This is a genomic window from Corynebacterium sp. MSK195 (genome assembly GCF_030228885.1).
GTDB lineage: Bacteria > Actinomycetota > Actinomycetes > Mycobacteriales > Mycobacteriaceae > Corynebacterium.
The window spans coordinates 1-21,258 of sequence record NZ_JASPGT010000010.1 but is presented as its reverse complement, the minus strand read 5'-3'; the positions used below and the strand labels follow the sequence as shown (position 1 = coordinate 21,258).

21 protein-coding genes, 1 tRNA gene and 1 pseudogene are annotated in these 21,258 nt (G+C 58.4%); 9 read left to right on the top strand and 14 right to left on the bottom strand.

From position 1 onward, the window contains the following. Positions 1–34: 34 nt before the first annotated feature. Together ctaD and nrdF are read right to left on the bottom strand one after the other, a co-directional pair. Positions 35–1,729 carry an aa3-type cytochrome oxidase subunit I gene (gene ctaD / locus QP909_RS09550; RefSeq protein WP_284767069.1) on the bottom strand — a complete coding sequence of 565 codons (1,695 nt, stop codon included), beginning with the start codon at positions 1,727–1,729 and terminating at the stop codon, positions 35–37. 342 nt (positions 1,730–2,071) lie between these two features. Beyond that, the gene (gene nrdF, locus QP909_RS09545; protein WP_005323941.1) at positions 2,072–3,061 is read right to left on the bottom strand and encodes a class 1b ribonucleoside-diphosphate reductase subunit beta; all 990 of its coding nucleotides are present in this window, start codon (positions 3,059–3,061) and stop codon (positions 2,072–2,074) included. A gap of 146 nt (positions 3,062–3,207) precedes the next feature. Here nrdF and QP909_RS09540 point away from each other — a divergent pair, with 146 nt between their 5' ends. Next, complete coding sequence (locus QP909_RS09540; RefSeq protein ID WP_284767068.1) at positions 3,208–3,903, top strand: FadR/GntR family transcriptional regulator; 696 nt, start codon at positions 3,208–3,210, stop codon at positions 3,901–3,903. Between the two features lie 55 nt (positions 3,904–3,958). On the opposite strand, the gene nrdE is transcribed toward QP909_RS09540, so the two are convergent. The 6 genes from nrdE to QP909_RS09510 all read right to left on the bottom strand — a co-directional run bounded on the left by nrdE (position 3,959) and on the right by QP909_RS09510 (position 9,845). Next, complete coding sequence (gene nrdE, locus QP909_RS09535; protein WP_284767067.1) at positions 3,959–6,121, bottom strand: class 1b ribonucleoside-diphosphate reductase subunit alpha; 2,163 nt, start codon at positions 6,119–6,121, stop codon at positions 3,959–3,961. 54 nt (positions 6,122–6,175) lie between these two features. Continuing rightward, positions 6,176–6,607 (bottom strand): class Ib ribonucleoside-diphosphate reductase assembly flavoprotein NrdI, encoded by a 432-nt coding sequence (nrdI, locus tag QP909_RS09530; RefSeq protein ID WP_225746488.1) that lies wholly within the window; start codon positions 6,605–6,607, stop codon positions 6,176–6,178. A gap of 22 nt (positions 6,608–6,629) precedes the next feature. Continuing rightward, on the bottom strand, positions 6,630–6,869 hold the full coding sequence (gene nrdH / locus QP909_RS09525; RefSeq protein WP_198491999.1) for a glutaredoxin-like protein NrdH: 240 nt from the start codon (positions 6,867–6,869) through the stop codon (positions 6,630–6,632). Positions 6,870–7,175: 306 nt separating this feature from the next. Then, entirely contained in the window at positions 7,176–8,081 is a 906-nt protein-coding gene (locus QP909_RS09520; protein WP_284767065.1) for an alpha/beta fold hydrolase, read from the bottom strand. A gap of 165 nt (positions 8,082–8,246) precedes the next feature. Beyond that, positions 8,247–8,369, bottom strand: a complete 123-nt coding sequence (gene ykgO / locus QP909_RS09515) for a type B 50S ribosomal protein L36 (RefSeq protein WP_003847162.1) — start codon at positions 8,367–8,369, stop codon at positions 8,247–8,249. A 120-nt stretch (positions 8,370–8,489) separates the two neighbouring features. Beyond that, positions 8,490–9,845: a sugar porter family MFS transporter gene (locus QP909_RS09510; protein WP_005327336.1), complete on the bottom strand. Its 1,356-nt coding sequence runs from the start codon at positions 9,843–9,845 to the stop codon at positions 8,490–8,492. Positions 9,846–9,872: 27 nt separating this feature from the next. Here QP909_RS09510 and nadE point away from each other — a divergent pair, with 27 nt between their 5' ends. After that, on the top strand, positions 9,873–10,694 hold the full coding sequence (nadE, locus tag QP909_RS09505) for an NAD(+) synthase (RefSeq protein ID WP_284767064.1): 822 nt from the start codon (positions 9,873–9,875) through the stop codon (positions 10,692–10,694). Here the strand turns inward: nadE and QP909_RS09500 are convergent. Both QP909_RS09500 and QP909_RS09495 read right to left on the bottom strand, forming a co-directional pair. After that, the gene (locus QP909_RS09500) at positions 10,691–11,416 is read right to left on the bottom strand and encodes a fructosamine kinase family protein (protein ID WP_284767063.1); all 726 of its coding nucleotides are present in this window, start codon (positions 11,414–11,416) and stop codon (positions 10,691–10,693) included. The genes nadE and QP909_RS09500 overlap by 4 nt on opposite strands. 30 nt (positions 11,417–11,446) lie before the next feature. Continuing rightward, a complete protein-coding gene (locus tag QP909_RS09495; protein ID WP_284767062.1) occupies positions 11,447–11,821 on the bottom strand; it encodes a DUF805 domain-containing protein in 375 nt (124 codons plus the stop codon). Positions 11,822–11,901: 80 nt separating this feature from the next. On the opposite strand from QP909_RS09495, the gene QP909_RS09490 reads away from it, so the two are divergent. Next, on the top strand, positions 11,902–12,810 hold the full coding sequence (locus QP909_RS09490) for an NAD(P)/FAD-dependent oxidoreductase (RefSeq protein WP_284767061.1): 909 nt from the start codon (positions 11,902–11,904) through the stop codon (positions 12,808–12,810). A gap of 52 nt (positions 12,811–12,862) precedes the next feature. Here QP909_RS09490 and QP909_RS09485 read toward each other — a convergent pair. From QP909_RS09485 to pgm, 4 genes are all read right to left on the bottom strand, one after another. Then, a tRNA-Ala gene (locus tag QP909_RS09485) sits at positions 12,863–12,935 on the bottom strand. Between the two features lie 76 nt (positions 12,936–13,011). Further along, a complete protein-coding gene (locus QP909_RS09480) occupies positions 13,012–13,761 on the bottom strand; it encodes a DsbA family protein (protein WP_284767060.1) in 750 nt (249 codons plus the stop codon). A gap of 54 nt (positions 13,762–13,815) precedes the next feature. Further along, entirely contained in the window at positions 13,816–14,280 is a 465-nt protein-coding gene (locus tag QP909_RS09475) for a MauE/DoxX family redox-associated membrane protein (RefSeq protein ID WP_284767059.1), read from the bottom strand. 16 nt (positions 14,281–14,296) lie between these two features. Further along, on the bottom strand, positions 14,297–15,913 hold the full coding sequence (gene pgm / locus QP909_RS09470; protein ID WP_284767108.1) for a phosphoglucomutase (alpha-D-glucose-1,6-bisphosphate-dependent): 1,617 nt from the start codon (positions 15,911–15,913) through the stop codon (positions 14,297–14,299). A 134-nt stretch (positions 15,914–16,047) separates the two neighbouring features. On the opposite strand from pgm, the gene QP909_RS09465 reads away from it, so the two are divergent. The 6 genes and pseudogenes from QP909_RS09465 to QP909_RS09440 form a co-directional block, all read left to right on the top strand. After that, positions 16,048–17,469 carry an alanine/glycine:cation symporter family protein gene (locus QP909_RS09465; RefSeq protein ID WP_284767058.1) on the top strand — a complete coding sequence of 474 codons (1,422 nt, stop codon included), beginning with the start codon at positions 16,048–16,050 and terminating at the stop codon, positions 17,467–17,469. A gap of 10 nt (positions 17,470–17,479) precedes the next feature. After that, a complete protein-coding gene (locus QP909_RS09460; protein WP_284767057.1) occupies positions 17,480–17,782 on the top strand; it encodes a fluoride efflux transporter family protein in 303 nt (100 codons plus the stop codon). After that, positions 17,779–18,138 (top strand): FluC/FEX family fluoride channel, encoded by a 360-nt coding sequence (locus tag QP909_RS09455; protein WP_284767056.1) that lies wholly within the window; start codon positions 17,779–17,781, stop codon positions 18,136–18,138. The genes QP909_RS09460 and QP909_RS09455 overlap by 4 nt, the downstream gene beginning before the upstream one ends. Positions 18,139–18,199: 61 nt before the next feature. After that, positions 18,200–19,402, top strand: coding sequence for an alpha/beta hydrolase (locus QP909_RS09450; protein WP_284767055.1), 1,203 nt, complete (start codon positions 18,200–18,202; stop codon positions 19,400–19,402). After that, positions 19,389–20,783, top strand: coding sequence for a hypothetical protein (locus QP909_RS09445; protein WP_284767054.1), 1,395 nt, complete (start codon positions 19,389–19,391; stop codon positions 20,781–20,783). The genes QP909_RS09450 and QP909_RS09445 overlap by 14 nt, the downstream gene beginning before the upstream one ends. A 54-nt stretch (positions 20,784–20,837) precedes the next feature. Next, positions 20,838–21,258 (top strand): annotated as a pseudogene (locus QP909_RS09440) (transposase); the annotation flags it as partial.

Here is a 21,258-nt window from a genome sequence, read left to right as displayed (position 1 = left end):
TTAAGTCAGGAGTGCTTTAGCGAGTTATATCGCTTTAGTGGCTACCCACGTGTGCTTCTTCGCGCATGCGCTGAACCATGTGCGGGTAGTGCAGCTCGAACGCCGGGCGCTCGGAGCGGATACGCGGCAGCGACACGAAGTTGTGGCGCGGCGGCGGGCAGGAGGTTGCCCACTCGAGGGAGTTGCCGTAGCCCCATGGGTCATCCACGGTGACAATCTCGCCGTAGCGCCAGGACTTGAATACGTTCCACACCAGCGGGATAACGGAAGCGCCGAGGACGAAGGAGAAGATGGTGGAAATCTGGTTGAAGACCGTGAAGCCATCGGACTCCAGGTAGTCAGCGTAACGACGCGGCATACCCATGTTGCCTACCCAGTGCTGGACCAGGAAGGTGCCGTGGAAGCCGATGAAGGTCAGCCAGAAGTGAATCTTGCCCAGACGCTCATCCAGCATGCGGCCGGTCATCTTCGGGAACCAGAAGTACAGGCCAGCGAAGGCGGAGAACACAACCGTACCGAACAGGGTGTAGTGGAAGTGTGCAATCAAGAAGTAGGACTCAGCCAGGTGGAAGTCCAGTGCCGGGGATGCCAGCATAACGCCGGTCATACCGCCGAACAGGAAGGTTGCCATGAAGCCCATGGCGAAGATCATCGGGGTATCCCAGGTGATGTGGCCCTTCCACATGGTGCCGACCCAGTTGAAGAACTTGACGCCGGTTGGAACCGCAATCAGGAACGTCATGAAGGAGAAGAACGGCAGCAGGATAGCGCCGGTGACGAACATGTGGTGTGCCCACACAGCCATGGACAGGGAGCCGATGGCCAGCAGCGCGAAGACCAGGCCGATGTAGCCGAAGACCGGCTTGCGGGAGAAGACCGGAACGACCTCAGATACAACGCCGAAGAACGGCAGCGCGAGGACGTAAACCTCAGGGTGGCCGAAGAACCAGAACAGGTGCTGCCACAGGATGCCGCCACCATTAGCGGAATCGTAGATGTGGCCGCCCAGCTTGCGGTCATACAGAACACCCAGTGCCGCAGCGGTCAGCAGCGGGAAAATCATCAGCACGATGGCGGATGCGGTAAACACAGCCCAGCTGAAGACCGGCAGACGGAACATGGTCATGCCCGGCGCACGCAGGGTCAGGATGGTCGTGATCATGTTGATAGCGGAGGCAATGGTGCCGACACCGGTAGCACCCACGCCGACGATCCACATATCCGCACCAATGCCCGGGGTGTGGACACCATCAGCCAGCGGCATGTACATGGTCCAGCCGAAGTCAGCTGCACCACCTGGGGTAACGAAGCCCAGCAGCATCACGATGCCGCCCAGCAGGGTAACCCAGAAGCCGAAAGCGTTCAGACGCGGGAAGGCCACGTCCGGCGCGCCAATCTGCAGCGGCAGGATGTAGTTACCAAAGCCCCACACAACTGGGGTCGCAAACAGCAGCAGCATCACGGTGCCGTGCATGGTGAACAGCTGGTTGAACTGCTCATTAGACAAGAACTGGAGACCCGGGGTGAACAGCTCCGCGCGGATCAACAGTGCCATAAAGCCACCGAGGAAGAAGAAGCTGAAGGACATGATCAAGTACATGATGCCCAGCTGCTTGTGGTCGGTGGTGGTTAGAAATACCCAAGCCTTTGAACCGGTCTTCGCGTTACCGGTTGGCTCTGGACGTGTGGGGGCGACGTAATCGTCGACCCGTGGCGCCACAGCGGTCATAAAATCCTCCTGAATAACAAAGTGTCTGTGGACAGACTCCACCTACACCTAGGTTTACTCGCCTTATATTAGGCCATTTTCCCCTGTTCTTTCCAGCTTCCCCCAATACTCGGACGCGAGAACACGCCTCACCACTGACCACATCTGCCACATTGCCCCTGCACGTGGCGCGGCCACTATTTCCACCGACGGTTTTCGCCAAAGATGCAGAGTGCTATATGTCACAGCCGCGCCGAATTGTGCGGCCCCAAAACGCAAAAACACACCCCCGCTCGTTATCAACCTTTCGGTTGAGTTCGAGCAGAAGGTGTGCCGCTAGACCACGCTGATCAGCGGGAATGCTTAGAAGTCCCAGTCATCATCCGTGGTGTCCTCAGCCTTGCCAATGACATAGGAGGAACCCGAACCAGAGAAGAAGTCATGGTTCTCGTCGGCGTTCGGCGACAACGAGGACAAGATGGCCGGGGAAACGCGGGTCTCATCGGCTGGGAATAGCCCCTCGAAGCCCAAGTTATTCAGCGCCTTATTGGCGTTGTACCGCAGGAAGCGCTTGACGTCCTCGGTCCAGCCCAGATCATCGTAGAGATCCTCGGTGTAATCGATCTCATTGTCATAGAGGTCATAGACCAAGTCGAAGGTGTATTCCTTCAGCTCTGCTTGGTGCTCTTCATCTAGCTGCTTATACGCCTGCTGGAACTTGTAACCAATGTAGTAGCCATGCACAGCCTCATCGCGGATGATCAGGCGGATGATATCGGCGGTGTTGGTGAGCTTCGCGCGGGAGGAGAAGTACATCGGCAGGTAGAAGCCGGAGTAGAACAGGAAGGACTCCAGCAGCGTGGAGGCCACCTTCTTCTTCAGCGGATCATCACCCTTGTAGTAGGACAAGATGATCTTGGCCTTCTTCTGCAGGTTCTCGTTTTCTTCGGACCAGCGGAAGGCATCGTTGATCATTGGCGTGGACGCCAGGGTCATAAAGATATTGGAATAGGACTTGGCGTGCACGGATTCCATGAAGGCGATATTGGTGTAGACCGCTTCCTCATGCAGGGTCTGGGAATCCGGAAGGAGGGAAATCGCACCCACAGTGCCCTGGATGGTATCCAGCAGCGTCAGGCCGGTAAAGACCCGCATGGTGGTTTCCTTTTCCTTCTCCGTCAGCGTCTTCCAGCTGGGCAGGTCATTAGAGACAGGGACCTTTTCTGGCAGCCAGAAATTACCGGTGAGGCGATCCCATACCTCGAGGTCCTTTTCATCCGGGATGCTATTCCAGTTAATGGCTTTAACTGGCTTTTCATGACTAGAAACGTAGTCATCGTACTCGTGCGACACGCGGCGTCACTCCAATACTAAAAACGGACACTTTTAGCTCCCCAGCATACCCAATTCACCCGGCCTCTTTGCCATTGTGGTGGATGCCTCATGCCTATACTGATCCCAGCTATACCGAGTGCCTGCACAGAGAGGATTCACCCACCATGAGCGCCACCCCTCCCCTACTCGGCTCCGTGGTGGATCAACTCGGCGCGGATATAGTAAGCGGAGACCTCGCGGAGGGCGAGCGGTTCCGGCTGGGGGACGTCGAAAAGCGCTTTGGCATCTCCCGCACCGTGGCCCGCGAAGCCATGCGCACCCTGGAGCACCTCGGCATGGTGAGCTCCGGGCGCCGCGTGGGCATCACGGTGCTGCCGATGGACAAGTGGGCTGTATATGACCCAGCGATCATTGGCTGGCGCCTAAACAACGATAAAACGCGCGGACAGCAAGTGGCCCGCCTCAATGAGCTGCGGCTTGGCATCGAGCCGGTGGCCGCCCGTTTGGCTGCCGGCAATGCCACCGCCCAGCAGCGGGCGGAATTGCTGCGCCTCGCCGCGCGATTGGCCGAGCTGGAATCCACTCCATCTCCGCGCGTGGGCGAAGAATTAGAAACCGATTTACGCTTCCACACCCTCATCCTGCGGGCCTCTGGAAATGAAATGCTGGCCGCGCTCGCCCCCTCCCTGGTGGCGATGCTCAAGGGCAAGTCCGTCTTCGGCTCCCGCAAGCGCGACCCCATCAGCGGCACCACACAGCTGCACATGGAACTGGCCCGCGCCATTGATGCCGGGCTTGCCGACGCCGCCGAAGAAACCTCCCGCACTATCCTCGACCGCACTAGGGCCGAAAACGGTTAAACGCCTCGATGCACGTCCTTCCCCGCGACGTGCAGCGAGGCGCCCTACCACCGGTTTAGAGCATGCAGGATACGCAGCCCTCGACCTCGGTGCCCTCCAGCGCCATCTGGCGCAGGCGGATGTAGTACAAGGTCTTAATGCCCTTGCGCCACGCATAAATCTGCGCGCGATTGACCTCGCGGGTGGTCGCGGTGTCCTTGAAGAAGAGCGTGAGCGATAGGCCCTGGTCCACATACTTCGTGGCTACGGCATAAGTATCGACGATCTTCTCGTAGCCGATCTCATAAGAGTCCTTGAAGTACTCCAGGTTGTCATTATCCATGTGCGGCGCCGGGTAGTAGACACGGCCGATCTTGCCCTCCTTGCGGATCTCAATCTTGGAGGCAATCGGGTGGATGGACGAGGTGGAGTTATTGATATAGGAAATCGAGCCCGTCGGCGGCACCGCCTGCAGGTTGCGGTTATACAGGCCGTACTTAGCCACGTCCTGCTTCAAGTCCTCCCAGTCCTGGGCGGACGGGGTGTGGATCGAAGAGGCGTCGAAAAGCTCCTGGACCTTCTTCGTCTTCGGCTTGAACTCTTCCGGATCGTAGCGGTCAAAGAATTCGCCCGAGGCATACTCGGACTGGGGGAACTCCGTGAAGTACTCGCCGCGCTCGCGGGCAATCTTATTGGAGGCACGCAGCGCCGCATACAAAATGGCGGCAAAGTAAGCATTGGTAAAGTCCAAGCCCTCTTCCGAGCCATACTCGATGTGCTCGCGGCCCAAGTAACCGTGCAGGTTCATCTGGCCCAAACCGATGGCGTGGGACTCATCATTACCACGGCGCACGGACGGCACGGAGTCAATGGAGGTCTTATCCGCCACGGCGGTCAGGCCGCGGATGGCGGTTTCCACCGTATTGGCAAAGTCCGGAGAATCCATGGTCATCGCGATATTCAGGGAACCCAAGTTGCAGGAAATATCGCTGCCCAGCTCCTCATAGGTCAGGTCCGCGTTGAATTCGGATGCGGAGTTGACCTGCAGGATTTCCGAGCACAGGTTGGACATGTTGATCCACGAGGTCTTCACTGGGTTCGCGCGGTTTACGGTGTCCTCGAACATGATGTACGGGTAACCGGACTCGAACTGCAGCTCTGCCACGGTCTGGAAGAAGTGGCGGGCGTTGATCTTCTTCTTGCGGATGCGTGGGTCTTCCACCATCTCTTCATAGTGCTCGGTGACGGAGATGTCACCGAAGGCCTTGCCATAGACGCGCTCGACGTCATACGGCGAGAAGAGGTACATATCATCATTGCGCTTAGCCAACTCAAAGGTGATATCCGGCACGACGATGCCCAGCGAGAGGGTCTTAATGCGGATCTTCTCATCCGCATTCTCGCGCTTGGTATCCAGGAAGTTCATGATGTCCGGGTGGTGCGCGTTGAGGTAAACCGCACCGGCACCCTGGCGGGCACCGAGCTGGTTGGCGTAGGAGAAGGAATCCTCCAGCAGCTTCATCACGGGGATGACGCCGGAAGACTGGTTCTCAATGTGCTTAATTGGCGCACCGGACTCGCGGATATTAGACAGCAGGAGGGCCACGCCGCCGCCGCGCTTGGAAAGCTGCAGCGCGGAGTTGATGGAGCGGCCAATGGACTCCATATTGTCCTCGATGCGCAGCAGGAAGCAGGAGACGAGCTCGCCGCGCTGGGCCTTGCCGGCGTTGAGGAAGGTCGGGGTAGCCGGCTGGAAGCGGCCGGTCATGATCTCGTCTACGAGGTGCTCCGCTAGGCCAGTATCGCCATCCGCCAAAAATAGAGCCGTCATGGACACGCGGTCCTCAAAGCGCTCGAGGTAGCGACGGCCATCAAAGGTCTTCAGCGTGTAGCTGGTGTAGTACTTATACGCGCCCAGGAAGGACTTGAAGCGGAACTTATAGGAATAAGCGCGCTTGAATAGCTCCTTAATAAAGGAGAAATCATACTGCTCAATGACCTGCGGGTCGTAGTACTTGTTATTAATCAGGTAATCGATCTTTTCTTCCAGATCATGGAAGTAGACCGTGTTTTGATTAACGTGCTGCAGGAAGAATTGGTTAGCGGCCTCGCGGTCTTTTTCAAACTGAATCTTGCCGTTAGCATCGTAGAGATTCAGCATCGCGTTCAGAGCGTGGTAATCCAACTGCTCTTCTGGCTTTACTGGCTCGGCGACGGTCTTCCCCAATTGCGTACTCACAGCTGACAAGGCCTTTCTTAAAAATCAGGATCTTTATTTAAGTCGTAGTGGGCGCTAGGCCGCGGCCTCGAGCCCGAGCTCGGCGGCGTTAGCCAATAAACCTTCACGACAAATTTTTATATCGTCATCGTTTCCCAGCAACTCGAAACGATATACATAGGGCACTTTACATTTGGCACTGATGACGTCACCAGCCTTGCCAAAATCGGCACCGAAATTGCTATTGCCACCCGCGATTACCGCGCGAATGAGGCTGCGGTTGTGCTCATCATTGAGGAACTTAATAACCTGCTTTGGCACGGGCCGGGAGTTTTGGTGGCTGATGGAAGCGCCCCCGCCATAGGTGGGGCACACCAAGACATAAGGTTCGTTGACCTTGAGGAGCTCCTCCGTGCGGCGCAGCGGAATGCGCGCGCTGGGAAAGCCCAGTTTCTGCACGAACCGGTGCGTATTTTCCGTCGCGGAGGAAAAATACACGACCAACATGGCTACTGGCCTCCCCTACCTCTTAGGCGGATGCCGCTACGGAAGCCAAGCCCTTGATACGGTCAGGGCGGAAACCGGACCAGTGCTCGCCATTAGCTTCAACTACTGGTGCCTGAACGTAGCCCAGTGCCATGACGTAATCACGGGCTTCATCATCAACAGAAATATCGACCAGGTTGTAATCGAGACCGGCGCGGTCGAGGGCCTTCTTGGTGGCATTGCACTGGACGCAAGCTGGCTTGGTGTAAACGGTGATAGACATATAGATCCTTAAAGCTCCTGCATTGAAAAACTCGTCAGAGCGGGGCGCGTTTTCCCGCCTATGCGGGCGCTTCCTGCGCCGCTCTGAGCAACATCAACGACACTATACTTTGGGGGAAATGCCCGCAACTAACACAATATGTAGTAGTTACAGCCGTGGTATTCCCAGGATGGCACACCCCCAGGCCCCACATGTTGTCCACACCTACGGACAGCCATGAAACTACACCAATGGGATTCCTGCAGGTTTACCTGGAGTTCACCATTTTGTGTGTCAAAGTTCACATTTTAGGGCTGGCATGTCACCTTAAGAGCCGACTACCGAAGGCTCGCCAGAGGCACAGGTCGCCGGGTCCGGACCCTCCCCAGGGGCGCGCTTTAGCCCAAAAATGACCTGACTCAACACCGTCCGGTCGGTCGGCAGCTTGTCGTGCCGAGGAGCCACGCCACAGACTTCGCTTAAGTCGAGGTTGACCACATCGGCGCCGTCGCCAAGCGCCAGCTGCGAAGAGCTATTCGGAGTCACCGTCGTATCCCCCGGCGAGTAAATGGAGGTATAAAGCACGCCTGGCGCGGTATCTGGCAGCGCATTGAGCCGTTTAATAAACTCCGACCCCACCACTTGCTGAATGCCGGCCGTACTTGCCAGGAAAGCGGCGAGGTGCGGTGCAAAGGCAATGATTTTAGAGAGCGTCTCCCCCTGCCCGTTAAGCGTGGTGCCATGGAAGTTGCCGCCCAGCGCTACCGCATGGGAGACGTGATCCGCCCCATCGTACATCTGGGTATAGGTCTTGATGTGCATACCACCCTGGGAATGGCCCACCAAGTTCACCTTGTCCGAGCCAGTAACCTCGCGGACATAGTCCACCTGATCTGCAATTTCCGCGGCCGAATCATCCAAGTCCGCTATGGCTTTGACACTTGGAATCATATTCTGCAAGGTGACATCATCGGCGCCGTAGTCAAAGGCCCACACGCACGCCCCCTGATCTTGCAGGAGGTGAACCAAGTTTCCCCACACGGAAGCATTATTCGAGGTTCCATGCAGCAACACAACGGGCTCAGTGATGTCCCCTGAAGGCACACAGGACGGGTCATTGATACCAAGGGACTCCGGCGCAGAGGATTCCCACTGTGGCTCTGCAGCATGCGCCACTGGGGCGGACAATCCGAGGGCGGCGGCAGTGAGCGCGGCAACGATTCGCTGGGACATTATTCTTCTTTCTCACGGCATGGATAGACAAAATAATTATATTCATACATTTGTCTTTATGTTCACTTGGATTTAAAAGAATTTATCCTTTGTGCCGGAGCTCACGCATGAAAAAATCCGCCCCACTCCGGGAGTCCGGAGGGAGCGGATGGAATCGCGTCTCAATTAGCCCTGACGAGCCTTGAAACGGGGATCCTTCTTGTTGATCACGAAGACCTTACCGTGGCGGCGAATAACCTGGGCGCCCGGCTTCTTCTTCAGCGACCGAAGGGACTTACGGACCTTCATCGGGCGCTCCTTTCGTTATGCGCAATCTACATGCGGTTGAATAAGTAAAGCACGGACTGGGAATCCCCAGCCATGACACGAGGAAAAATGTTACCTCACACGGCCGTCAATACCAAAACACTAAGGCTTCACGGGTGCGGACTCGCGCTCGTAGCGCGACTTCATTTCCTCGCCTACCTCATCCAGGCTACGTCCCATAGTCTCTGGAACCAAAACCTTGGTGTAGCCGATGGCGATGAGACCAAAGACTCCGAAGACGATAAACGCCACCGGGCCGGTCAGCCACTCCACTAGCGGCAGGAAGTACTGCGCCACGGCCCAGTTGGTGGCCCATAGCGAGAGCCCCGCAATGCCCATGCCTAGGCCGCGCACCTGCAGTGGCACCAGCTCGGAAATGAGCAGCCACGTCGTAGGCGACACTGCCGCCTGCTGAAAGGCGATAAACAGCGCCATGAATACCAACGAGACCATGGCCATAGCAGTGGAGTCCTGCGCATGAGAATAGGCAAAGGAGAGGATAAACAGCGAGACCACGTTGCCGGTCAGGCCGATCAACAACAATCGCTTTCGCCCAATGCGGTCCACGACCTTGAGCCCCACCCAACAGGCCAGCACGGATACCGTGCCGATAACGATGGAGGTATAAACCGAGTTGGCAGTGGATATCCCCACCTGGTTCATCATGGTCGGCGCGAAGTACACAATGGCGTTGACGCCGGTAATCTGCTGCGTCAAGCCCATCAGCATGGCAAGCAACACCGTAATCTGCATCCACCGATTGGCCTTCAGCGCCTTCCATTCGGATCCGCTGGATTTTCGCGCGGTCTCCTGCGAGGTCAGCTCCGAGATATCCATCCCGGCGCGCCCGGCGATCTCTTGGGCGCGGGGCATGCGCCCGTTGGTTGCCAGCCATACCGGCGTCTCTGGCAGGAAAGCCATTCCGAGAGCTAACGCTAGGCCCGGCACGGCGGCTAGGCCCAGCATCCACTCCCAGCTACCGGTGGAGGCCAGCGCGGAGTTGACCAGGTAGGCCATCAACTGACCCACCACAATCGCGAGGGTATTGAGCGAGACCATGCGCCCGCGCACCTTGGCGGGCACGATCTCCGCGATGTACATGGGAGACACGATTGACACTGCACCCACGGCAAAGCCCAAAAAGGTGCGCGCCGTTGCCAGCATTCCCACCGAGCCGGAAAGCGCACACCAGATAGAACCCAGCACGAAAATGATGCCGCCTGCAATCAGCGTGAAGCGGCGTCCATATCTATCGGCGATGCGCCCAGCCGTCAGCGCACCTACTGCAGCACCCACGAGCAGCATCGAGGTCACCCAACCCTCTTGGTGGGCACTCATGTCGAATGCGGGGCTAATAAAAAGCAAGGCACCGGACATCACGCCGGTGTCGTATCCAAATAGCAGCCCACCCAGGGCCGCTATGCCAGCTACTACCTTGACATAAACTTCCTTATTCACAGCACAATATTGTGTCAGGCGGCTACCATGAACGTCATGTCGAATGATGCCGAAAAACTGCAGCAAACCATCATAAAAGCCCTGGGTGTGCGTCCCTTTATCGATCCAGAAGCCGAAGTGCAGCGCCGCGTGGATTTCCTGGTTGATTACCTGCGCACCACCGGCGCTAAAGGCTACGTGCTGGGTATTTCCGGCGGCCAGGATTCCACCTTGGCGGGAAAGCTCGCGCAGCTGGCGGTGGACCGCGTCGACGGCGCGGAGTTTTGGGCCGTGCGCCTGCCCCACGGCGTGCAGGCCGATGAGGACGATGCCCAGATTGCTCTGGATTTCATCCAGCCCGATCACCGCCCCACCGTCGATATCAAGCCGGCCACCTTGGCCCTCGACGAGCAGGTGGCAGATGCGCTGCAGCTTGCCGACGTCACCGATTTCAACCGCGGCAATACCAAAGCGCGCCTGCGCATGACCGCCCAATACGCCATCGCCGGCGAGGTCGGCGCGCTAGTCATCGGCACCGACCATGCGGCGGAAAATGTCACGGCCTTCTTTACCAAGTGGGGCGATGGCGCGGCGGATCTCCTCCCCTTGGCCGGCCTCAATAAGCGCCAAGGCGCCGCCCTCCTAGAGCACCTTGGTGCCCCGCGCTCTACCTGGGAGAAGGTTCCCACCGCGGACTTGGAGGACGATAAGCCCCAGCTTCCCGACGAAGAAGCCCTCGGCGTCACCTACGCCCACATCGATGACTACCTGGAGGGCAAAGCGGTTCCCGACGCCGCCCGCGAACGCATCGAAACCTTATGGCACCGCGGCGCTCACAAGCGCATCATGCCGCAGGGGCCGAACCTTTAGCCCAGTGCCTCCAAGGTAGCGGCCGCAGCGTGCTCCAGCGGCCGGTTATAGCTGGCGCCGTGCGTCAGCGCATGCACTGCCAACGGATGCAGCTGGTGCATGGGAATCCATTTTTCGATGTCTTTAGGCGCACCATATCCCCGGAAAATCTCCTCAAGGTACGGTGCCCCGAAAAGCGCCAACATCCCCAAATCCGTATGCGGGTGCCCACCATGGGCGGCGGGGTCAATCATGATGCCGCCATCCGCTCCAAAAAGCAGGTTGCCCGCCCATAGATCGCCGTGGATGCGCGCCGGCGCCACATCCCAACTGCGCGCGGCGATGGCATTGCAGGCACGCCTTACCAAGTCCAACTGCGCTGCACTAATCCCCGCTAGTTCCGCGAAGGGCAGCACTCGCTGTTCAACATAGAACTCGCCCCAATTATCCGTCGGGATGCAGTCCTGTTCGATACTGCCGATGAAGTTCTTGCCTTCCCACCCGGTAGGAGGCGCGCCAAACGCTTCGGCTCCTCCACGGTGCATGCGCGCCAGCTCCGCACCAAATGTCCGCGCCGCCTCCGGCGTAGGCATGACCTCGTCCACGCGCTCGGTAACGATTTCTAGCCCGTCAGCGCTTACGACGTTGACCACCGCGTCGGTGGCCTCCCCGAGCCACCGCAGTCCGGCAGCCTCGGCACCTGCTTGATCTCTGCCGCGTACTCGCTTTGAAAAAGTCTGCATGTCGCCCAGCCTAATCAGGCAAGGAAACTTTTAAAGCGCCGCATGCTCGCGCGTGGGCAGCGCCATCATAAAGAGCAACGCGATTCCACCGAACACCGGAATGAGCCCAATCAGGCATAACAACCCCGTCCGCCCGGAATCGTGCAGCCGCCGGCACATCAAAGAAACGACTGGAATCACAAGTACCGCCTCGGCAATAGTCTCAAAATCCACGCCAAAGTGTCGATCGATAATGCCGATTGCCACAGAACTCAGCACGAGGAAACCGAAAACCCACCAAAACTCACTCATGGACGCACGGCCACGAAAGTTGAAGTACTTTACAAAGAACCTGCCTAGCGCCTGTACAGGCGACGCCCCATAGAGCGCTTCGCGTGTAAAGAACCCTGTGGATTCATCAGTCATTCTGCGCGCGAGCCCCTTCGATGTTGACTGCATATACTCGGCTGCGCACCATGCTACCCACTTCCTATAAAGGAGGAGCAATGTACTCGGACGTCATCATCATCGGCGGTGGCTTTGCCGGCACCGCTGCGGCCATCACCTTGGCCCGCGCTAACCGAAAAATTCAGTTAATCGATTCCGGGGCTCCCCGCAATCGCTTCAGCGAACATGCCCACGGCATCCTTGGCCTCGATGGCGCGGCTCCCGCCGAACTGCTTCAGCGCGGCCACGCGGAGGTGGGGAAATTCGGTGGAACCATTACCCAGGGCTCGGTGGAGAAACTCACCCGGGATTCTGAGTGCGAGCCTTGGCAAGCAAAGCTTGGCAGCGGCGAGGTTCTTGAATCCCGCCACGTTCTCGTCGCGACGGGGCTCACGGACAAGCTCCCTGCAGTTCCCGGCCTGAGCGATTTGTGGGGCACCAGGGTCTTTCACTGCCCTTACTGCCATGGCTACGAAGTCACCGGAAAGAAGGTTGCGCTCATCGGCGGCGCGAATCCGCCTTTTACCATCCGGATCAGCAAGCTGCTGTCCACGTGGACGGACACGCTGACCTTTTACCCCAATGGCCTTGAGCTCACCGATCTTGATCGCACTCAACTCGCCGGATTAGGCGTAAAGGTAAACGATGCGAAAGTGACACAGCTCCGGCCAGAGGAGACATCGTCAACCGGCGTAGTAGTGCAAAGCACTACTGGTGAAGACGCCTACGAAGCATGCTTTACTGGGCCCGATTTTCTGCCCAATGACGCACTGCTGCAGGATGCCGGCTGCGAATCAGCCAACGGGTGGGTCAGCGTAGAGCGTGGCCAGACCTCGGTATCGCGCCTGTGGGCGGCCGGCAATGTGGTCAGCTCCCCGGACCAAGTCTCGCAAGCGATGGGCAGCGGTGCGGCCGTCGGCATCGCCATCGATCAGCGCATGCTCGATGAGGATCTAGCGGAGCTCTAGCCCACCGCAACAAGAAAAAGGAGAGGAACTAATGTTCCTCTCCCCTATATTGTGGAGCTAACGGGATTCGAACCCGTGACCCCCACACTGCCAGTGTGGTGCGCTACCAGCTGCGCCATAGCCCCTCAAACGAGGTGCAACCCTGTGGGCTGCAACTCGCTTAAATATACATGGAGGGTATTTAACTCTCCAAATCGCCTGCTACTTGGTGACGATTTCTACCCAGTCACCCAGGTTCTTGCCGGCCTTTTGATCCTTTTCTGATGGAACATCCTTGCCATCCTTGATGATGCGCGGCGAAGATACGGTTCCGGTTTCCTTATCCAGCTTGTCGTAGTTGGTCTTCGCCACCTTATTGCCCTGCTTGACGTCCACATCCTTCATGGAATCAACGACATCATCGTCCGCGCCAAACTCCTTGGCGGCGTCAGCAATATCCTTGATATCCCACGAAGTAGCCACCTTTTGCTGGTTCTGCAGCATGTAGTCACGCAGGTTCCAGTAGGTCTTGATATCACCAGACTTGGCCAGCTCGGACATAGCGGCTGCCGCCTTAGTGGAGTATCCCTCCTGGTTCTCAATATCCTCGCCATCCAAGAAGTTGAGGGTACGCACGTGGACGATCAGCTTGCCGTCTTCGATGGCCTTCTGCATGTCACCGTCGGTGGCCTGAGCCAGTTCGGCACAGTGCGGGCAGGAGTAGTCTTCGTAGAGATCCACCTCAGGGGTGCCCTTCTTGGCGCTTTCAGACTTAAGGGTAATAGCACCGTCGTTGTACTCCATGGACATATTTACGTCCTTGGCGTCAAGGGCATCGACAGAATCCGTGGACGACTGCTTGCCATTCCACACGATGTAGCCGATAACTACGGCAATGATAACGAGGAGTACTCCGACTCCCCAGATAAAACCGTTGCCACCCTTGGCGTTCGGGTCAGTTACTTTGCTCATTTGAACCTTGCCTTTGCAATTCTTCGGACTCGATCAGCCTACCTTGCCCACCTGCTAGGGGTGAAGGGCAAACTTGGTGAAGGGGCGCTTGATGGTCCATAGGGTCAGGAATAGAAATGCGGCGTCGCGCAGCAGCGTCTTCGCATAATCCATTCCTCGGTCAGGGTTTTGGGCGTCATAGCCAAAGCAGCCGCAGTCAATATCCAGTCCACGGGCCCAAGCTTGTGCGATGCCCACCATAAAGAGCAGCATCACGCAGGTAGCCACGATGGAGGACTGGCGCAGGAATAGCCCGAGCAGCAGCAGCACGCCACCGATGATTTCGAGCGGACCAATGACAATGGCGAGGTAGCCGGCCCAATCGGGAGTAAAGATGTCATAGCCCTTGATGGCCTGGGTCATGTCTAGGGTCTTGCCAAGCTTATGCACGCCGGCGTCAATCCACACCAAGGCCATGCCAAAGCGGGCGATGAAGCTGATGACATCGAGCACCAGCTTCCCATTAATCTTGCTACTCACGAGGATGAGTTTAGCGTTAACCCTTTAAAACATTGGCAACAACTGCCTGTGCTTCTGCTTGCACCTGCTTGAGATGTTCCTCACCCAAGAAAGATTCGGCATAGATTTTGTACTTATCTTCCGTACCGGAAGGACGAGCGGCGAACCAGGCATTTTTCGTCGCTACCTTCAGGCCGCCGATGGCCGCACCGTTGCCGGGTGCCTCCGTCAGCTTGGCCACGATGTCCTCGCCTGCTAGCTCCGTGGCGGAAACTTTTTCAGGAGACAGCTTCTTGAGGATGGCCTTCTGCTCGCGGTTCGCGGGGGCGTCGGTGCGGGCATAGGCTGGGGCGCCGAATTTCTCCGCCAGTTCTGCGTAGCGCTGGGACGGAGTCTTGCCAGTGACGGCGGTAATCTCCGCGGCGAGCAGATCCATAATGATGCCGTCCTTATCGGTGGACCACACGGAGCCATCGAAGCGCAGGAACGACGCCCCGGCGGACTCCTCGCCACCGAAACCAATGGTGCCTTCGACCAGCCCCGGTACAAACCACTTAAAGCCGACGGGCACCTCCACCAATTCGCGGTCTAGGCTTTTCACCACGCGATCGATCATGGAGGAAGACACCAGGGTCTTTCCCACACCGGCACTCCCCCACTGCGGGCGGTGACTAAAGAGGTACTCGATAGCCACGGCGAGGTAGTGATTGGGGTTCATGAGTCCGGCATCGGGAGTGACAATGCCATGGCGGTCCGCATCGGCGTCGTTGCCGGTGGCAAGGTCGAACTTAGAGCGGGCGTCGATAAGCGAGGCCATAGCATCCGGCGAGGAACAATCCATGCGGATCTTTCCGTCCGTATCCAAGGTCATAAAGCGGAAAGTGGAATCCACCTCCGGATTCACCACGGTCATGTTGAGCTCGTAATGGTCAGCGATGGCCTGCCAATAATCCACGGAAGCGCCACCCATGGGATCGGCGCCGATGCGCAGGCCGGATTCTTTAATGGCCTGCATATCCACCACGTTCTTAAGGTCAGCCACGTAGTTGTGCACGTAGTCGTGCTTCACGCAGCGCTCGTCCAGCACGCCCGCGACAGACGTCCGCTTCACACCCTCCAGCCCAGCGCGCAGATACTCGTTCGCGCGGCCCGCAATCCAATCCGTGGCCTGAGCGTCGGCCGGGCCACCGGTAGGCGGGTTGTACTTGAAGCCACCATCGCGGGGAGGATTATGGGACGGGGTAATCACGATGCCATCGGTGCCAGGGTGGGTCAGGACGGCATGGGAGACCGCTGGGGTCGGCGTGTAGCGGCCGCACTCGTCGACGCGAACCTCCACCCCATTGGCTAGCAGCACCTCAAGGGCGGAAACCATGGCCGGCTCGGACAGCGCGTGGGTATCGCGGCCGATGAAAATCGCCCCAGCAACGCCTTGTTCCGCGCGGTAATCCACAATGGCTTGGGTAATCGCTAGGATATGCCCCTCATTAAAGGCTCGATCCAGCGCGGAGCCGCGGTGGCCTGAGGTGCCGAAGGACACCTGCTGATCCGGGTTATCGGCGTCCGGGATACGGGTGTAGTAGGCGGTGACCAATTCTGCGATATCAATAAGATCCGTGGGCTGTGCCAGCGTGCCGGCGCGCTCGTGGGCCATGGCGTGCTCCTTGGGGTTGAGATGGGATGCCATTACAGCTTGCCTGCTCTCTCGTGGTTGCGCAGGGCGAATATTCCCCCGGCTGGGGGTATGGGCAAATTTACTCCATTTCTATAGTTCGCTAGATTTACAGAATGGACTCGCTTAATTCCATCCTCTCCGCCATCAGCACCGTGGTGTGGGGACCATTCATCCTCATTCCCCTCCTGTTGGGCACCGGCTTGTGGCTAACCATTCGTTTGGGCGGACTCCAGTTTCGCGCACTCGGCCGCGCACTGCGCCACGTCTTCGCCAGCGACTCCGGCGACGACTCCACTGAGGGTGATATTTCCAATTATCAGGCGCTGACCACCGCCCTTGCCGCCACCGTGGGAGTGGGAAATATCGTGGGCGTGGCCACCGCGTTGTCCATCGGCGGCCCTGGCGCACTGGTATGGATCTGGATTACCGGCCTCGTGGGCATGGCGTCCAAGTACACCGAGGCCTACCTGGGCGTGCGTTTTCGCACCACGGATTCCAAGGGCGAGATGTCCGGCGGGCCACAGCAATACCTGAAGCGTGGCATCCCCGGACCACTCGGATCGGTACTCGCAGTATTCTTTGCCATCTTTGCAATTTGCGCCTCCTTTGGCATCGGCAACCTCGCCCAAGCCAATGCTGTGGCCACCAATATGGAATCGACCTTCGGTATCGCCCCGGCGGCCACCGGTGCGATTCTCTTCGTCTTGGTGGGCTCCGTACTCCTTGGCGGAATCCAGGCCATCGGGCGCATTACCGCCGCCTTCGTCCCGTTGATGATCATCGTCTACGTCCTGGGCGGGCTCTATGTAATCTTCTCGCATGCCGCGGAGATTCCCGCCGCCTTTGCCATGATCTTCAGCGATGCCTTTACCGGCACCGCCGCTGGTGGCGGGTTCGTGGGCTCCACCATCATGATGGCCATTCAATACGGTGTTGCCCGCGGCATCTTCTCCAATGAGTCCGGCATGGGCTCCGCCGCCATCGCCGCCGCGGCTGCCAAGACCCCGCACCCAGCGCGCCAGGGGTTGGTATCGATGACGCAAACCTTCATTGACACCATCATCGTGGTAACCATCACTGGCTTGGTCATTGTTGTGGGCGGTACCTGGGATATGGGCCGCGACGAGGCCGGAATTATGACAGCCGAGGCCTTTTCTCGCGTGCTTCCTGGCGACTGGGGCGGCACCATCGTTTCGCTCTCCATTATTTTCTTCGCCTTTTCCACCATCATGGCTTGGGCTTATTACGGCGAGCGTTCCCTGGAGTCCCTCTGCGGGCGCAAAGCTTCCATCCCCTACCGCATGTTTTTCGCCTGCCTCCTCTTTGTCGGCTCCGTCTCGGAGCTCGAGCTCGCTTGGACCTTCTCCGATCTGGCCAATGGCCTCATCGCCATCCCGAACCTCATTGGCTTGCTCCTTCTCTCCGGCCTCGTGGCCCGCGAAACCAAGGCGTACTTAGCCTTTGACCCCAAGCTCAATAAGCCAGTGAAGGAGGTGCGCGCGTTCGTAGAGTCCCAGGGGATGGACTGGAAGTAACATAGGCCGCATGCCTCAATTCCTCGTCGTGGGTGCTGGCGCTGCGCTCGGCGCGGTGGCCAGGTATCTCCTCTCCGCCGCGCTCGGCGGCGGCATGATCCCACTGCTCCTTATCAATATCCTCGGCAGTGCGCTCATGGGCTACTTCCGCCCCGGCCCCTTTTGGGGCACCGGCGTGCTCGGCGGTTTCACCAGCTTTGCTACCTTCGCTTTCCTAACCTCCGAGGCCCATTGGGCCGTCGCCCTGGCCTATGTCCTGGCCACCATCATCGGCTGCGTGGGCGGCTACCTGGCAGGTGACAAGCTGCGATGAATCTTCTTTGGGTCCTTCTCGGCGGCTTCATCGGCGGTAGCCTGCGCTATGGCTTTACCCGGCTTGTCCCCGCCCCCTACTGCACCTTCGTGGCGAATAATTTGGGTTCCCTCGCTCTGGGCTTGGCTTATGGTTTTGCCCAGCTTGCCGACGCCCCCCTTATCCACCCCTTCCTCGCCCTCGGCCTAGCCGGCGGTCTGTCCACCTGGTCCACATTGGCGAAGGAACTGGGCGAAATGGTCAAACATAAGCAGTGGTGGCGGCTTAGCAAGTACCTCTTCTGGACCATCGGACTCGGCATCGTTCTAGCCTGGCGCGGCACCATCTGGGCGGCCCGCATTTATCACGGCATTTAAGGGGCAAACTCCCAGCTAACTAGCAGTTACTTTTGTCCTGCACAGGCCTAATGTTTTCCGCGTGAGTTTCCTTTTGAATCTGCCTTTGGCGGATCCCATCAACGGCGTGATCTTCTACGCCATCCTCGCGATTGCAGGAATCATCATTCTCCTTCAACGCAAGGTGTGGCCGCTGGTCATCGCGGCCCTACTGTGCGTCATCGCTTGGTACTTTCTCCAGCACTGGCAAGTTCCGTGGTATATCTTCCTCGCAGCTTTCGTCCCCGTAGCGGCGTTGCTCCGCAAGCCCAAATCTGTCACGATTGCGGCCGGAATCTTCTCCCTTTTGGCAACGGTTGGCATCATCAACATGGAGTACCAAACCTATCCAGACATTGCCTCCCTGGACCCACGCCCCGTGGCAAAAGAAATGAGCTACGAGGAGTTTTCCCACACCAATTCCGGTGCGGCGATCGTCCACGTCGATCTTCCAGGCACCACCTCCCATTTCTCCGCTCGCCAAGCTACGGCGTATATCCCTCCTGCATACTGGACGGACCACACCCTGCCTGTCATCGTCCTCCTGCACGGCAACCCAGGAGGCCCAGAGCAATGGTTCGGTTCGGGTGAAGCGGCCGAAACCGCAGATCAATTCCAGGCGGCGAATGGAGGCCGCAGCCCCATCGTTGTTGCCGTGGACGCCACCGGCTCTGAAACAGCCAATCCCATCTGCGCCGATAGCACCCAGGCCAAGGTCATGACCTACCTCAGCCAAGACGTGCCGCAGGCTATCAAGCAGAAGTTCAAGGTCAACCCGGATCAGCGCACTTGGACCGTCGGTGGACTAAGCTACGGCGGCACCTGTTCTCTGCAGATCGCTACCAACCGCCCCGAAGCCTATGGCTCTATCATCGACATTTCCGGCGAGGCCGAGCCCACCATAGGCAACCACGCGGCCACGGTGAAGAAATTCTTCGCTGGCGACGAGTCAGCCTTCAATGACCAGGACCCCGCACACTTGCTCGCCCACAAGCGCTACTCCGCCCAGGCCATCTTCATCGCTGGCGATAAAGACACAGCTTCCGTCAATGCCCTGCACTCGCTTTCCGACGCCGCCCGCAACGCCGGCATGAAAACCTACTTCGGCACCCGCCCCGGCGGCCACTCCTTCCAGGTGTGGCGCCCAGCCCTGCGCGAATCTTTCGCTTGGGCCGCCCGTCGCGGTGGCATGACCGCGATTAAGGATCCCTTCGACGGAATTGGAGCCAACGATGTCCGTTCTTAAAACCATCCTGACCAGGTTTCCTGTTTCCCTGGCCGTCTTAGTCATCATGTGGGCGCTCCACCTAGTGGACTTCCCCACCTCTCACTGGTTGGCGCTGACTACCGCGCACCCTGGCGGCGCTATCATCTTGTCGGTCCTTATCCTGTTGTGGCTCGTTCCCGCAGAATGGCGCTTGGGCTCCCTGCGCACGTTGGCGGTGGGAATTACCTCTCAGCTCATTACTGTGCCCCTATCCATCGTCCTTGCCCGCGGAATCGAGACCGCAGGGCTGAACCGGTGGGGCAATGATCTCCTTAGCGATACCTTCCTCACCCCAATCGGTTTCATCGCCGGTGCCGCCGGCTTTGCTTCCGCCCTACTACCCCGCCTGTGGCGCCGCCGGCTACGCATCTCGCTTATCGTGCTTACCGCTACCTTTGTGCTCTATTCCGGCACCATGTCCGATGTCCTCGGCATCGTTGCCGCCGCACTTTCCATTACGGCGGGCCAACTTCTCTTTAAGCCCGAATCCGCAGCGCCTTCCGTCAGAGAGCGTCGTGTGCTCCTCGCCGTTGGCGTCGCCTGCGTAGCCATCGGGCCCGCCTTTGTGGCGCTCGACCCCATGGCAGAGGGGCCCTTTTCGCAGATTACGCAGCTCCTTTGGACCCCACATCTATCCGCTTTGGAGGCCACCCAGTCCTGCGCGGATTCGGTCACTTCTGCCAGTTGCACCGCGGCAGTCGATCTCGCCCGCGCCCAAGGCATCGGCGCCGTGGTAGCCAATATCATGCCGTTCATCATCCAGCTAGTGGTGTGCTTTGGCCTTACCCGCGGCCGCGTGCTCGCGTGGTGGATGGCGGTTATTACCCAGGTACTTGCCATTACCCTGTTGACCTACCAGCTTTGGGATGACGCCCGCCTGAGCTATCTCCTGCCCAACCTCGTACTCGTCCTCTTGCCCTGGCTGCTGGCACTATTCATGCTGCTAATTAACCGCTCACTGTTTCACACCCACGAAAACCGCGCATTCTTCACTCGGACGGTCACCCTCGCCATACTTGCCGCCGCCATCGGCGCGGGCCTGTGGATCCTCACCGCCTCGTTGCACAACACCGTACCCCCGGCGAACCTCGCGGCGATCCTTGCAGAAACCCCACTGCGTTTCGTCCCGGCCGTAGTCGCACTCATCCTCCCCCACCACGTCGCGCCGGCTACGATGATTTCTTGGTTCGTCTACGAATGGGTGGGAAACGTCTTCTGGATCGTCGTGGCTGTCCGTCTCTACCTTGGCTTTTCACGGCCCGTAGACCCTGCACAAGAATCTGACCGCGACTCGGCTCGTCGCTTACTCGAGTCCGGTACCGGCGATCACCTTTCTTTTATGGGACCTGGCCCCCGTTAGGTAGACACCTGATATCCAGCCCGGTTGGGTTGGGAAGAAAGGTAATCTACCACCATGCCTAGGTACTCCGAACAGTTCAAACGTGATGCTGCAGCCCTCTACGAAAACAATGAGGACCTCTCGCTTCACACGGCTTCAGCAGAGCTAGGAATCAATCGTTCTTCACTTTATTCCTGGCTTAAGCAGTACGGCACCGGCAAACGTGCCCACTCGAAAAACATGCGTGATAAAGCTCAGGCGACGACTGATTCTGAGCGGATCCGCCAGCTAGAAAACGAAAACGCAAAGCTGCGTGAAGAACGCGACATCCTGCGCAAGGCCGCGAAATATTTTGCCGAAGAGACACGCTGGTAATCCGCTTCCAGTTTGTCTATGACCACCGAACCGAGTACTCGGTTAAGCGGATGTGCCACGTGTTAAAGCTCAATCGCTCCTCGTTTTATAAGTGGGTGCAAACCCGCGAAAAACGCAGGTT